The sequence below is a fragment of the Collinsella sp. CLA-AA-H302 genome, assembly GCF_040093305.1.
GTDB lineage: Bacteria > Actinomycetota > Coriobacteriia > Coriobacteriales > Coriobacteriaceae > Collinsella.
Genome location: NZ_JBBNJW010000001.1, coordinates 82,050 through 95,377 on the forward strand (window position 1 = coordinate 82,050; position 13,328 = coordinate 95,377).

Annotated in this window: 9 protein-coding genes and 1 pseudogene; 3 read left to right on the plus strand and 7 right to left on the minus strand. The window is 58.1% G+C overall.

The features are described 5' to 3' along the window. Nucleotides 1–56: 56 nt before the first annotated feature. The 4 genes from AAAV21_RS00355 to ileS form a co-directional block, all read right to left on the minus strand. Nucleotides 57–1,352 carry a glycosyltransferase family 2 protein gene (locus tag AAAV21_RS00355; RefSeq protein WP_117736295.1) on the minus strand — a complete coding sequence of 432 codons (1,296 nt, stop codon included), beginning with the start codon at nucleotides 1,350–1,352 and terminating at the stop codon, nucleotides 57–59. 82 nt (nucleotides 1,353–1,434) lie between these two features. Next, on the minus strand, nucleotides 1,435–2,448 hold the full coding sequence (locus tag AAAV21_RS00360; RefSeq protein WP_117757598.1) for an RluA family pseudouridine synthase: 1,014 nt from the start codon (nucleotides 2,446–2,448) through the stop codon (nucleotides 1,435–1,437). Further along, on the minus strand, nucleotides 2,448–3,047 hold the full coding sequence (gene lspA, locus AAAV21_RS00365) for a signal peptidase II (protein WP_349106583.1): 600 nt from the start codon (nucleotides 3,045–3,047) through the stop codon (nucleotides 2,448–2,450). Before lspA ends, AAAV21_RS00360 begins: the two co-directional genes overlap by 1 nt. A gap of 222 nt (nucleotides 3,048–3,269) precedes the next feature. Beyond that, the gene (gene ileS, locus AAAV21_RS00370) at nucleotides 3,270–6,047 is read right to left on the minus strand and encodes an isoleucine--tRNA ligase (protein ID WP_349106904.1); all 2,778 of its coding nucleotides are present in this window, start codon (nucleotides 6,045–6,047) and stop codon (nucleotides 3,270–3,272) included. Nucleotides 6,048–6,557: 510 nt separating this feature from the next. Here ileS and AAAV21_RS00375 point away from each other — a divergent pair. Together AAAV21_RS00375 and AAAV21_RS00380 are read left to right on the plus strand one after the other, a co-directional pair. Then, nucleotides 6,558–7,640 (plus strand): iron-containing alcohol dehydrogenase family protein, encoded by a 1,083-nt coding sequence (locus AAAV21_RS00375; RefSeq protein ID WP_349106586.1) that lies wholly within the window; start codon nucleotides 6,558–6,560, stop codon nucleotides 7,638–7,640. Nucleotides 7,641–7,982: 342 nt separating this feature from the next. Then, entirely contained in the window at nucleotides 7,983–8,585 is a 603-nt protein-coding gene (locus AAAV21_RS00380; protein ID WP_349106589.1) for a Type 1 glutamine amidotransferase-like domain-containing protein, read from the plus strand. 226 nt (nucleotides 8,586–8,811) lie between these two features. On the opposite strand, the gene AAAV21_RS00385 is transcribed toward AAAV21_RS00380, so the two are convergent. Further along, entirely contained in the window at nucleotides 8,812–9,303 is a 492-nt protein-coding gene (locus AAAV21_RS00385; RefSeq protein ID WP_349106591.1) for a DUF523 domain-containing protein, read from the minus strand. Nucleotides 9,304–9,379: 76 nt separating this feature from the next. Beyond that, on the minus strand, nucleotides 9,380–11,272 hold the full coding sequence (gene ftsH, locus AAAV21_RS00390) for an ATP-dependent zinc metalloprotease FtsH (RefSeq protein ID WP_349106594.1): 1,893 nt from the start codon (nucleotides 11,270–11,272) through the stop codon (nucleotides 9,380–9,382). 92 nt (nucleotides 11,273–11,364) lie between these two features. Here ftsH and AAAV21_RS00395 point away from each other — a divergent pair. After that, nucleotides 11,365–11,850: pseudogene (locus AAAV21_RS00395) on the plus strand (cob(I)yrinic acid a,c-diamide adenosyltransferase). 85 nt (nucleotides 11,851–11,935) lie between these two features. Here AAAV21_RS00395 and AAAV21_RS00400 read toward each other — a convergent pair. Next, nucleotides 11,936–13,285, minus strand: coding sequence for an MATE family efflux transporter (locus AAAV21_RS00400; RefSeq protein WP_349106596.1), 1,350 nt, complete (start codon nucleotides 13,283–13,285; stop codon nucleotides 11,936–11,938). Nucleotides 13,286–13,328 lie beyond the last annotated feature (43 nt).

Consider the following 13,328-nt stretch of genomic DNA (forward strand, 5'->3'; position numbering starts at 1 on the left):
CAAAAGCAAAAACCACCACAAAGGCGTCTGTCCCTTTGTGGTGGTTTTGGTTGTGTTTATTTGGCGCCTTGCATGACCTCGTCGAGGGTAACGTTTACGGCATGTTGGGTAGGAACCCAGTCGACCTTCAGGAACAGCGCGGCAACCGTGATGGGGATATAGCTGAACATAAAGATCGGGAAGGTAAACAGGTTGGTCACCAGGCGCCACTTTTGAGCGCAATGAATGTGCTTGTACTCAAAGATGGTCGTGAGCAGCGCCAGGATAAAGAAGGTCTGGTACATCATCACGAACGTCATGATAAGCGAGGCGGCACAAGCCTGCATCTCGACCTCGGTAGCCAAGAAACCATGCGAAAGGCCACCCACGATCAGGAACGTCGCATTGGCGAGCATAGAGATCAGGGACAGCAGCATGCCCGGAGCGATGGTCATAAACATGTCATATGCGGCAAAGCGATGATAGCGGAACGTCGACTTGACCAGATGCTTGCCGTAGGTAAAAAAGACCTGGTAGAAGCCCTTGGTCCAGCGCATGCGCTGTTTCCAGGACGCCTTAAACGTCACCGGCTGCTCGTCAAAGAACTCCGCCGGCGCATAACCGATGCGGATGCCGTGAATGGCGCAGAACGTGGTGAACTGGATGTCCTCGGTCAGTGTATGGAACTGCCAGCCGTGCATGCCCTCGATAACACTGGCGGAGATAAGGTAGCCCGAGCCCGAGACGGCGCAGGACGTCTTGCAGATATTACGCGCGTTGTTGAGGAAGCGGGCCTCACGCAAATACCAGGTGGCGTTGGCAGAGGAAATCCACGAACTGCCGAAGTTCTTGGAGTTACGATAGCTCGTGACCACATGGAAGCCCTGGTCAAAGGCATCGTTCATCTTGGACACGTAATCGCGGGCGATGACGTTATCTGCATCGAAGATAAAGTAGCCTTCGAAGGTGTCGGGATACTCGTTAAGGATGCGGTCGAAGCCAAAATCCATGACCCAGCTCTTGCCCTTGCGGGCCAGGTCATTGCGCTCGTAAACAATGGCACCGGCCTCGCGCGCGAGCTGCGCCGTGTTGTCGGTGCAAGCATCGGCGACCACGAAGACCTCGATGAGCTCGGACGGATAGTCCTGATCCTTGATAGAGCGTACGAGATTGGCGATCACGGCCTCCTCGTTATGCGCCGCAATGAAGAAGGCATAGCGGTGGAGTTTTTTGGCCTTGGGAGGCGCGACCTCGCCACGAAGAGCGCCAATGACAAAGAAGACCACCTGGTACAGAAAGCAGACCGTGAGCAGCGTAACCACAATCTGGTTGAAGATCACGATGGGTGTGTTGGTTTGTAAAAAGGCGAGCATGCAGGCTCCCGAGAACGCGTTACGTAAACAACCGTATATCTTACCGTAGGCTAACCGAGTTCAAGAAACCACCTAATACTGGTTAGGCTTCGAGCAGACCGAGCTGCGGAACGATTTCGTCGCCGGCGGCAGTGCGGCCGAGCGAGCGCGGGGCTAGGTCATCCAGAACGGCGGCGAGATCCCACGGCAGCTCATCGCGGCACTCAATGTGCTCCCCCGTCACGGGATGATCGAACGCCACACGCCAGGAATGGAGGAATTGCCTGGTCAAACCCTGGTCGGCACGCGCATCGCACTTACCGTAGAGCGGATCGCCCACGCAGGCGTGGTTGATATGGCGCATATGCACGCGAATCTGATGCGTGCGACCCGTAAACAGGTGGCACTCGACGAGCGTATAGCCATCGTCAAAACGCGTGGAATCGAAGCGCTCGAGGACCCTAAAGGTCGTAATGGCCTGGCGCGCGAAAGGATCGTCCGAAACCGCCATCTTGACACGGTCGCGCGTAGAACGGGCAATGCCGGTGTTAATGGTGCCCTCGTCCATGGCAATATGGCCGTGGACGAGCGTAATGTAGCGGCGGTCGAGCGTGCGCGTGCGGATGAGATTCTGGAGCGCGCGCTGGGTGTCGTCGTCTTTTGCCGCGAGCATAAGGCCCGAGGTGTCACGATCCAGGCGATGCACGATGCCGGGGCGGTCCTCGCCCTGCACGGTGCCCAGATGGTCAATGCCACAGTGATAGACCAAGGCGTTCGCAAGGGTGCCGCTCTCGTGGCCATGGGCGGGATGGCACACCAGACCGCGCTGCTTGGAGAGCACGATGAGGTAGTCGTCCTCGTAGCGGATATCGAGGGGAATGGCCTCGGGAATCACATCGGTGGGATCGTGCGGCTCGGGCAAATCGACCGAAATACGGTCGCCGGAGCGCACGGCATACTTTTTTGACAGGCATGTCTCGCCGTTGACGGCAACGGCACCGCCCTCGATCAGATGCGCGCAGGCAGAGCGCGTAGGGCAGCCGTCATTAGCGCCCAGATAGGCGTCAAGACGCTGACCAGCGGCATCGTCGGCAACAAGGATATGGATGTCGGCCATTAGCGCTCGCTCCTTTCGCGAATCTTGCGGGCACGCTCCCCACGCTGCTGGGCCTTGCGCTTAGCGCGGACCTCGTCACGGGCGTTGAGCTCGGCGGTCGCATCGACCTCACGGGCCGCAGGACTCAAGAACATGTAGCCGATGAGGGCAAGCACCACACCGACCGTAATGCCGACATCGGCCACATTGAAGACGGGGAAGTCGATGAAGGTGGTGGCAATAAAATCGGTCACAAAGCCAAAAGCCAGACGGTCGATTGCATTGCCAATGGCGCCGCCCACGACCATAGCCATGCCCACAACCTCAAAGCGAGCAAGCTGGGGCGCGCGAAGCAAGTACACCGCGATCGCAACGATAACGACAAACGCCAGCACGGCAAACGCGAGGCCATGTCCCTCGCCCATGCTAAAGGCAGCACCGATGTTACGCACAAAAAGGAAGTCGATCACACCGGGGATAACAGTCACATGCAGAGCATCGCCAACGGCACGAACCGCAAGCTTGGTCAGCTGGTCAACAAGCAGCACGGCCAACGCCACGCTACCAGCAACACCCAACCGCCAACGCAAAGGCGGCGTCATATCCGCAGAACGACCCAAATCAATCCCCTACCCTCAAAAACATCGAATTACGTTTAACGCAATTATCCATCTTATATTGACACACGCAGAACGCACGACATATCCACCAACGCAAGCTAAATAACCAGCATAAAAAGAAAGCGGCATTCCGAAAAACAGAATGCCGCTTTTATTCAGCGGAGCAAAAGGGGCGAGGGCGCCCAAATACTCCCTATAACTAAAATGCCGAGTTACCGTGCCTTAAAGGGCTTCCGCACACCTCTTGCAAATATGTGCGTGACCGTTGTACTCGCCGACGGTGGTGCGGTAGTTCCAGCAACGATCGCAGCACTCGCCCTCGGCAGCCTCGATGGCAACGGAGAGCTCCTCGCCCTGGGTCAGTTCAACAGCGGAGACGATGTAGAACTCGGCCAGGTCGACAGCCTTGTCGCCGGTCAGCAGCGCGTACATCTCGGCGGGAACGACCGCCTTAACGCGAACCTGCTGGCTCTTGGTGAAGGTGCCGGCAGAACGGGCATCCTCAAGGGCCTTGGTCACGGCGCTACGGAGCTCGAGCGAAGCCTCGAGCACGCCCTCGAACTCATTGGCCTCGTCGACCGTGATGGGCGACTTGTACCAATCGAGCAGCGCGGCGTACTTCTGGTGATCGACGCAACCGGCAGGCGCATAGGTCATGGCCTCGTCGACGGTGTAGGACAGAATCGGCTGCAGATCGCGCATGAGCATCGAGAAAAGCTCGGCCAGCACGGTCTGGGCGCTGCGGCGCTCGAGCGAGCCGGGTTTGTCGCAGTACAGACGATCCTTCAGGGCGTCGAGGTACACGTTGGAAAGCTCGGTAACCACGAAGTCGTAAAGCGCACGGTAAGCGCGCGGGAACTCGTAGCAAGAGTAAGCGTCGTCGACCTCGGCCTGGACCTGGGTCAGGCGGGCAACCATGAGCTTGTCGAGCGGCAGCAGGTCGGCAAAGGCAACGCCGTCGGTCTCGGGCTCAAACTGGCCCTCGAGCTCGGAAAGCAGGAAGCGCAGCGTGTTGCGGAAGCGACGGTAGGCATCGGACGTACGAGCGAGAATCTCATGGTCGATGGAGACGTCGGAGCTAGTATCGACGGAGGCGACCCACAGGCGGATGATGTCGGCGCCCATCTCGTCACAGACCTTGTTGGGGTCGATGACGTTACCGAGCGACTTTGACATCTTGCGGCCCTGGCCGTCGAGCGTGAAGCCCTGCGAGACGACCGCCTTGTACGGAGCGTGACCGTTGGCACCCACCGAGGTGAGCAGCGAGCTCTGGAACCAACCGCGGTGCTGGTCAGAGCCCTCGAGGTAGACGTCCGCCGGGTACTCCAGCTCGGGACGGTACTCGCAGACGGCCTTCCAAGACACGCCGGAGTCCCACCACACGTCAAGGATGTCCTTATCAGCCTTGAGGTGATGGCCACCGCACTTGGGGCAGACGCAGGCCTCGCCCAGGTAGCTCTCAGGAGCGTCGGTGAACCAGGCGTCGGAGCCCTTCTCGTGGAAGAGCTTGATGACGGCGTCGAGCGTGGCGTCGTTCATGACCTTCTCGCCGCAGTCGGCGCACGTGTAGCTGGGGATAGGCACGCCCCAGTTGCGCTGGCGGCTGATGCACCAGTCGGGACGCTGCTCGACCATGGCGCCAATGCGGTTGGCGGCGTGAGCCGGATACCACTTGACGTTCTCACGGACCTCCTTGCCAGCCTGCTCGCGCAGACCCGTCTTGTCCATCGAGACAAACCACTGGTCGGTAGCACGGAAAAGCACCGGGTGCTTGCAGCGCCAGCAGTGCGGATAGCTGTGCGTGATCTTCTTCTCGAGGACCAGGGTGCCGCGCTCACGCAGGAACTCGATGATGTGCGGGTTGGCCTCATCGGTGTCCATACCGCTGAAGGGGCCGCCGGTGCCAAACTCCTCGCCGGTGTAGAACTTACCGTCGTCATCGACCGGCATGCAGATGTCGGTGATGCCCTCCTTGAGGCAGGCAAAGTAGTCGTCGACGCCGTGGCCGGGCGAGTTGTGAACGATACCGGTACCGTCATCGACACCGACGTAATCGGCCAGCAGCGCCACGCCCTCAACGCCGTCAAAGATCGGCTGCTTGTAGTGGATGTGGTGGAAGGTCTCGGCGGGAACCACATAGGGCTTGCCGTCGACCATGACCGGGGTGTACTCCCAGCCAAACTCCTCGCAGCACTTGGGAGCCAGGTCCTCGAGCATGACCTCGGCACGACCATCGCGCTCAACGGCGACGTAGGCGGCGCCGGGCTTGAGGGAAACGGCCTGGTCGGAGGGGATGGTCCACGGCGTGGTCGTCCAGATGATAAAGTCGACCGGGCCATCGAAGTTCTCGAGGCCGGCGGGCTTGGAAGTCATCTCAAAACGAACGAAGATGGACGGGCTCGTCTCGTCGGAGTACTCGATCTCTGCCTCGGCGAGTGCGGTGTGGCAGTGCTTGCACCAGTGGACGGGCTTGTGACCGCGATAGATCATGCCCTTGTCGAACATGGCCTTAAAGACCTCGATGTCGGCAGCGTCATGCTGGTGATAAAGCGTCAGGTAGGGGTTGTCCCAGTCGCCGAGCACGCCCAGACGACGGAAACCGGCCTTCTGCAGCTCGATGTTCTCGACAGCGAACTCGTTGCAGAGCTCGCGGATCTTGGCCGTGGAGGTCTGGTTGAACTTCTCGGTGCCGAGCTTCTCTTCGACCTTGTGCTCGATCGGCTGGCCATGGCAGTCCCAACCGGGGACATAGGGGACCTCGTAGCCCTGCATCATCCAGTAGCGGTTGATCATGTCCTTGGAGATCTTGTTCATGGCGTGGCCGATGTGGATCGGACCGTTGGCGTACGGAGGGCCGTCGTGCAGCACGAACTTCTTGTGACCCTCGTTCTTCTTTAGAACCTGCTCGTAGACCTTGTTGTCCTGCCAGTCCTTGAGTCGCTTGGGCTCGGACTTGGAAAGACCGGCACGCATGGGAAAACCGGTTTTGGGCAGATTCATCGTCTGCTTGTACTCGTTTGCCACGGTACCCCTTTCATGTCGTGGGCGCGCACGCCCGTTGGGCACCAAAAAAGCGCCCGTCCCTGCAAGCTGGGACGAAGCGCCACAAATCGGGCTGCGCGCCCGCAAAAGCTCTTCGCTTAACCACCCAGCTTAGATGCCCTCGCCCGCATTACAGCGCGCTCGCATCCGTTACTCGGCTGGCCTGTATCGACGACCATCTCGGCGATGTCTACTAAGACGTGCCTGTGCGACGCGTCCGTTGGGACCGCAGCTCCGGGGTGATTTTCATCGGTCGCATACACGGGTTCTCAGCGCTCCCCGCTCTCTGTGGCATGCGGACGGCCGACTACTCGTCCCCATCAACGCTTATGCGCTGTATGGTAGCACGGTCAACGCCGGCGAAAAACCCTCAACATCGGTTTCATACTTTAGAAATTTCTCGCGGTCGCAAGCACTCACTTGGAGCAAAATACCTGAAAGCACTTTATCTAACGAAAGAAGACTGCTATGCGCACGATTGGAATGAGCGACTATACCGTCGGCGAGGATTGCTTTAAAGAGCTGCCCGGCGCGCTGGCCGAGTACGGAGCGACCAAGGTCGCGATTATCGGTGGCAAACGGGCACTGGCAGCGGCGCTTCCCGGTATCGAAGCGGCGCTGGAGGGCACCGACGTCGAGATTCTGGAGACGCGCGTCTACGGCACCAACAGTACGCGCGCCAATATCGCCAAGGTTGTGAACTCCCCTGCCTGCCAAGAAGCCGACGTTCTTATCGCATGCGGCGGCGGCAAGGCGCTCGACACCGTCAAGACAGCGGCCATCGAGCTCAAGAAGATCGTCTTTACGGTACCGACGATCTGCTCCAACTGCTCGGCCGCGACAGCCATTGCCGTTGTCTACAACGACGACGGCTCGCTCGAGGGCTATTCGTACCCCAACCGCCCCGCACACATCTTCATCAACCCCAAGATCATTGCAGAGGCTCCGGCGGAGTACTTCTGGGCCGGCGTGGGCGACGCCCTGTCCAAGCAGCCCGAGGTCGAGTACGCCACGAGCGCCGGCAACCTGGAGCATACCGCAGGTCTTGGCCTGGCGCTCGCGCACACCTGCTCCGAGCCGCTGTTTACCTATGGCGTGCAGGGTCTTGAGGACGTTCGCCAGAACCTGTCGACCGAAGCCGTCAAGCAGATCGCGCTCGATATCGTAGTCAACACGGGCTACGTCTCCAACCTGACCAACCAAAACGATTACTACTACAACTCGAGCGTGGCGCATGCGTTCTACAACGCCACCTGCAGCATTCCGCGCGAGGGCACCTACCTGCATGGCGAGGTCGTGAGCCTGGGCGTGCTAGTGCTGTTTGCCTACACGGGCGATACCGAGAATCTTGAGCGCTACACAGCCTTTAACAAGCAGATGGGACTGCCCGTGACGCTTGAGCAGGTCGGACTTTCCGAGGCCGATATCCCTGCCCTGTGCGAGTATGCGCACGCCACCAACGAGTGGAAGCAGGGAAACCCCGAGCCCTTCACCGACGAAAAGTTCGACGCCGCCATCAAGGCTGCCAACACCTACGGCCACACACTCTAGAACTGGCCCAAAACCACCACAAAGGGGATATCCTGCCTTTTGTTTTGCGGGATCAAGGTCGCTTTATGCGAACTTGATCGCCACTTATATGGCGCATTGATGGCAATTGCTTCGTACGTGCATACCGGGAGCCCGTACACCTCTGGCAAGGCGTAACACACTAGACTTTGTTCCAAAGTCCGCGTGCTAAGGGGCAGGCCCCTTAGAATTCCTGTGGAGTGTGTACGCACGTACGCAGGAAAACGGCAAAATTTCACTATATAAGGGCGTTCTTTCATTGGAGAGTATGGTATACACGGCTTAGTTCAACAAATAAGAATTTATATATAAAGGAGAATATTGATGAAACTGTTTTTATGTTCTCACTTTTCAAGTGTAGGAAGTCTAATAAAGGAAGAAATTGAAAATAAAAAAGTCGCATTTATTCCAACTGCTTCGCTGCGTGAAGGCTACACCGGTTATGTCGGCTCGGCTCGAAAAGTATTCAAAAAGTTGGGAGCAATCGTAACTGAAATTGATATTTCAACGGAGGCTTATTCAACGATACAGTCTCTTTTTGAAGATGCGGATGTGATCTATTTTACCGGCGGAAATTCTTTTTTCCTTATAGACCAGCTCCGTAAAACGGGAACGGATGAGCTGTTGAAGAAAGAATTGGCAAAGGGAAAACTGATGATTGGTGAATCGGCAGGTGCGATTGTATGCGCTCCAAGCATCCAATATATCGAGCAAATGGATGAAAAGCCGGAGGACTACTCACAAGAAGATGATACAGGGCTTAATTTGATTGATTTCTATGTTCTTCCGCATTTTCTTACAGCACCATTTAAGAAAGTTACCGAGAAAATAATGACTGAGTTTTCGGATTTGAATCTATGCCCAATTAACAACCGTCAGGGAATTGTAATTGATGGTGAAGGTTCAAAGGTAATTTGCAAAGACTAATTTGAAAATTCCAGTTTGCTGCACTCGTTCCTAGCAGGGTTTGGGGCAGGCGCGCCCCAACAAAAAGCTGTCCCGGGAGGGGCGCAGGAGACGGGAAGGCCGTGTGCGCGTTCCTGCGCGAGAGCCGCGGGGAGGGGCTGCCTGGGTACGGCGCCTGTCAACTCGGTCTACGTCTTTGATGACCGGTTCGTACTCAATATCAACTTCACGGATGATGCCAAAACGGTCACCCGTGAGGAAGTGTTGGGTTCGAGTACTGTGGACAATGTTCCAGCATGCTGGGATCGAACTCGCTAGCCGGAATCACACGGTACCCGTGACGCAGCAGCAGATCGACAAAAACGCCGTTGCCCGCGGTGAGCGTACCGCTGAAGGTTCCGTCGTAGATACGGCCTACACCACACGAAGGGCTGCGGTCCTGCAAGACACACGCAGCGATCTGGGACGGCCCGCCCGCCTGCTCGCACATATCGAGCGCGCGCTGAGCACCCTGGCGAAACTCGCGATCGACTGAGGTGCCCTCGCAGGTACGGACTTCGCCGTTCACAATCTCGGACGGCTTGCGCGGTGTGGGCAAGCCACCAAAAACCTCGGGGCACACCAAGAGAACCTCGGTCCCCGTTCGCTCGCAGGCCTCGACCAACGCGCGATGGTAATTGTCGAGCCCGTTATACTTGCAGCTCTCGCCCATCAAGCAGGCACTTACCACGATCTTCATATTCAACTCTCCCCACGCAAAACGCCCCATTTGAGCTGGACACTCAAATGGGGCGATAGACACTGCGCAACCAGTATTACTGCTGCTTTGGCATCAGCGGATTTTCACGCGTGAGGAGGTTCATGAACTCCTCGCCCGTGATCGTCTCCTTCTTGTACAGATAACGAGCCAGCTCATGGAGCTTGAACTTGTTCTCCTTAAGGATCTGCAGGGCGCGGTCGTGCGCATCCTCGATCAGCTTGGCAACAATCGCGTCCACGCGCTCGGCCGTACCGGGGGCGCAGGTGAGCGACGTGTCTTGGTTGAGGTACGCGTTCTGAACGGTACCGAGCGCCATCATGCCAAACTCATCGGACATACCAAAGCGCGTCACCATGTTGCGGGCAAGCTTGGTGGCCTGCTCGATGTCGTTGGCCGCACCGGTCGTCATCTCACCAAAGATGAGCTCCTCGGCAGCACGTCCGCCGCAGTAGACGGCGAGCTTGTCGAGCACCTCCTGGCGCGTGGTCAGGAAGCGCTCGTCCTCCTCGACCTGCATGGTGTAGCCCAGAGCGCCACTCGTGCGCGGCACGATGGTGATCTTGGTGACCGGTGCGGAGCCCTTCTGGCGGGCGGCAACGATGGCATGGCCGATCTCGTGATAGGACACGACCTGTTTCTCGTGGTCGGACAGAACCGTGGACTTACGCTGCTGGCCGGCGATGACGACCTCCACCGACTCCTCAAAATCGTCCTGCGTGGCGCGCTTGCGACCCTCGCGGACGGCACGCAGGGCGCCCTCGTTGATGATGTTTGCCAGGTCGGCGCCCGAGGCACCGGGCGTGGCGCGGGCAATCGCGGTCAGATCGATCGGCGGCTGGGTCTTCACGCTCTTGGCGTGGAGCTCGAGGATGTTCTTACGACCGGTCAGATCGGGCAACTCGACAGGGATGCGGCGGTCAAAACGACCAGGGCGCAACAGGGCCGGGTCAAGGCTGTCGGGACGGTTGGTCGCAGCGAGAACGACGATACCCTTGTGGTTATCGAATCCGTCCATCTCGGTCAGCAGCTGGTTGAGCGTCTGCTCGCGCTCGTCGTTGCCGCTAAAGCCGCCGCCGTCACGCTTTTTGCCGATGGTATCGATCTCGTCGATAAAGACGATGCACGGGGCCTTTTCTTTGGCCTGCTTAAACAGGTCGCGAACCTTGGCGGCACCGCGGCCGACGAACATCTCAACAAACTCAGAACCAGAAATACTAAAGAACGGCACGCCCGCTTCGCCGGCAACAGCCTTGGCAAGCAGGGTCTTACCGGTGCCCGGAGGGCCCACGAGAAGAGCACCGCGCGGCAGCTTGGCGCCAATCTCCTCGTAGCGCTGCGGCTTCTCCAGAAAGTCGACGACCTCCTTCAGGGATTCCTTAGCCTCTTCCTGACCGGCGACATCCTTAAAGGTCACGCCGACATCCTTGGAGGCGATAACGCGCGCACCGGACTTACCCAGACCGCCGCCACCAAAGCCGCCACCGCCAAAGTTCATCGACGGACCGTCATCGCCCATGGCCTTCTTCATGCGGCGGTTGAGCCACCAACCGATGAGGAAGAAGATCGCCATGGGGAGAACGAGCGTGATCAGGTAGTAGGTCATTAGACCCGAGTTTTTATCGGGAACGACCGACTCAAGCGAGGCACCAGATTCAAGCACGCGATCGGTAAAGCCCGCATCATTCGGCACGCCGGTCGTCTTGTAGGCGACGTTCTCGTCCTCGCCCTTCTTGGTGTAATAAATCGTGTAATCGTCGGTGTTGTATTCGACCTTGTCGACGCTCTTTTTGTCGAGTGCTTTGACAAACGTCGAGTAATCGGTCTTCGTAATCTGCTGCGTGTGACCGATGTTAGGGAACAGAACGGTCGAGAGCACGAGGTAGACGACGAAGGCGATGAGCACGTAGAGGATCATATTCCGTCTACGTTTGTTGTCATCCATCTCCATCTGCTTGAACTCCATCTATTGGGGTTGATAATGCTATCTAGAATACCCAACCCGGACGGCGATAAACCGACGCCGAGCACGAAAGGACAGAGATGGCATCACTTGAAATCGGCAAGGTTCAGATCTATACGGGAGACGGCAAGGGCAAGACGACGGCTGCGCTGGGGCTCGCGCTGCGCGCCACGGGCTATGGACTTAACGTGCTCATGCTTCAGTTTGCCAAGAAGCTGCACTGCGCCGAACATGACGCGGCACCTCGATTGGGGCTACGCATCGTACAAGCCGACCGCGACACGCCCGAAGCCTGTGCCGCACAGATCATGGAGCTGGCGCGAGAGCAGATTAGCTAGGTCGATGTGCTGATCTTGGATGAGCTGGGGGAAGCCATGCGACGGGGCTTTGTGACGCGCGAAGATGTCGAAACGTTAATCGCGATGAAACCAACCACCACAGAGCTCGTGCTCACCGGCCGCGGCTTGCTGTCCCTCGCCGACCTTGCCGACCTAGTAACCGAAATGCGCCCCGTCAAACACTACTTCGACGAAGGCCTCCTAGCCCGCCAAGGCATCGAATACTAATTGATCCGAAGGGGACGGAGGAAAACGGATCACTTTGCCTTATCGCCAGGTCAATGATCCGTTTTCCTCCGTCCCCTACGGATCATTAGGCGGTGGCGCGGCCGAGCCAGTTGCCGCTGTGGTGGTAGATGGTGAACATTGTGGCCGTGATGAGCCAAGTTACGGGGTAGACCAGCAGCAGATGCTCGAGCGAGGGGTCGAGCGGCATAATCGCGAACACCCACGCCACGCGGAGCACGACCGTGCCGAAGATCGTGAGCATCATAGGTTGGAAGCTCACGCCAGCGCCGCGGATGGAGCCAGACGCATTTTCGATAATCGAGAAGATCGCGTAGAACGGCGCGATGAAATGAAGAATCGTCGTGGTGTAGGCCGAAATTGCGGCATCGTCGATAAACAGACGCGAAAGCGGGCCCGAAAACACCAGCAGCACGGCAGACAGGCCACCGATAAGCACAAATGAAAGCACGAGCGACGTGTGATATCCCTTTCGCATGCGATCGTAATTGCGCGCACCGAAGTTCTGCGCCGAGAACGTGGTAATCGACACGCCAAGCGCCTCGGTCACCATCCAGATAATGCCGTCCAGGCGACCGGAAAGGCCCCAAGCGGTCGTGACATCGGCTCCAAACGAGTTGACCGACACCTGAATCAAAACGTTGGAGATCGAATACGCCGCAGACTGAACGCCCAGCGGCAGACCGCACGAAAGCATGCTCTTGCAGATACCGGGGTCAATACCGAGCTTGGAGAGCGAAAGACGCCACGCCCCCGGAGCGCGCATCATGCGAATCAAAATCATCGTGGCATTGATGCAGATAGTCAGCGCCACCGCGATGCCACAGCCCAGCGCTTCCATGTGCAGCACGGCGACAAAAAGAATGTCGAATGCCACATTGACGAAGCAGCCGGAGGCAATAATGACCGCCGGACCACGCGTGTCGCCCACGGCGCGCAACAGCGCAGTCCCCATATTGAGCAGCAGCGCTGCAAACATGGCGGCAAAGTAGCAACGGGCATACGCCACACCCTCGGCCAGCAGCTCATGCGGCGTATTCATCAACACAAGCATCGGCTCGACAAACACCATGCCCAGAATGGAAATGACAATGCCGCCCACCAGCGCGAGCGTCATGGCCGTATGGACCGATCGGCTCAAGCGCTCGTCGTCGTGCTGACCAAAAAACTGGCCCGTAATGACCGCGCAGCCGGCACCGACGCCGACACAAAAGCCGATGCAGAGCTCCGTAAGCACCATCGTGGCCTGAATGCCACCCAGCGCGAGCTTGCCGCCAAACTGACCGACGATATAGGTACCGATAAGCGTGTATGCCTGCTGAAAGAACGAACTAAAAAAGATAGGGACGCACAGCGACAGTAGCTGCTGCCAAATAACGCCCTGCGTTACATCGATAGCCGTAGATTTCTTAGCCACACGCCCTCCCCACCAGCGTACGTCAAACAACAAAACGGCAATT

What these genes read in the sequence shown, in the direction of transcription:
- AAAV21_RS00360 (WP_117757598.1), bottom strand. Translation starts at nt 2,448, where the DNA reads ATGGCCGACATCCATATCCTTGTTGCCGACGATGCCGCTGGTCAGCGT.
- AAAV21_RS00355 (WP_117736295.1), bottom strand. Translation starts at nt 1,352, where the DNA reads ATGCTCGCCTTTTTACAAACCAACACACCCATCGTGATCTTCAACCAG.
- AAAV21_RS00385 (WP_349106591.1), bottom strand. Translation starts at nt 9,303, where the DNA reads ATGAAGATCGTGGTAAGTGCCTGCTTGATGGGCGAGAGCTGCAAGTAT.
- AAAV21_RS00380 (WP_349106589.1), top strand. Translation starts at nt 7,983, where the DNA reads ATGAAACTGTTTTTATGTTCTCACTTTTCAAGTGTAGGAAGTCTAATA.
- AAAV21_RS00375 (WP_349106586.1), top strand. Translation starts at nt 6,558, where the DNA reads ATGCGCACGATTGGAATGAGCGACTATACCGTCGGCGAGGATTGCTTT.
- ftsH (WP_349106594.1), bottom strand. Translation starts at nt 11,272, where the DNA reads ATGGAGATGGATGACAACAAACGTAGACGGAATATGATCCTCTACGTG.
- ileS (WP_349106904.1), bottom strand. Translation starts at nt 6,047, where the DNA reads ATGAATCTGCCCAAAACCGGTTTTCCCATGCGTGCCGGTCTTTCCAAG.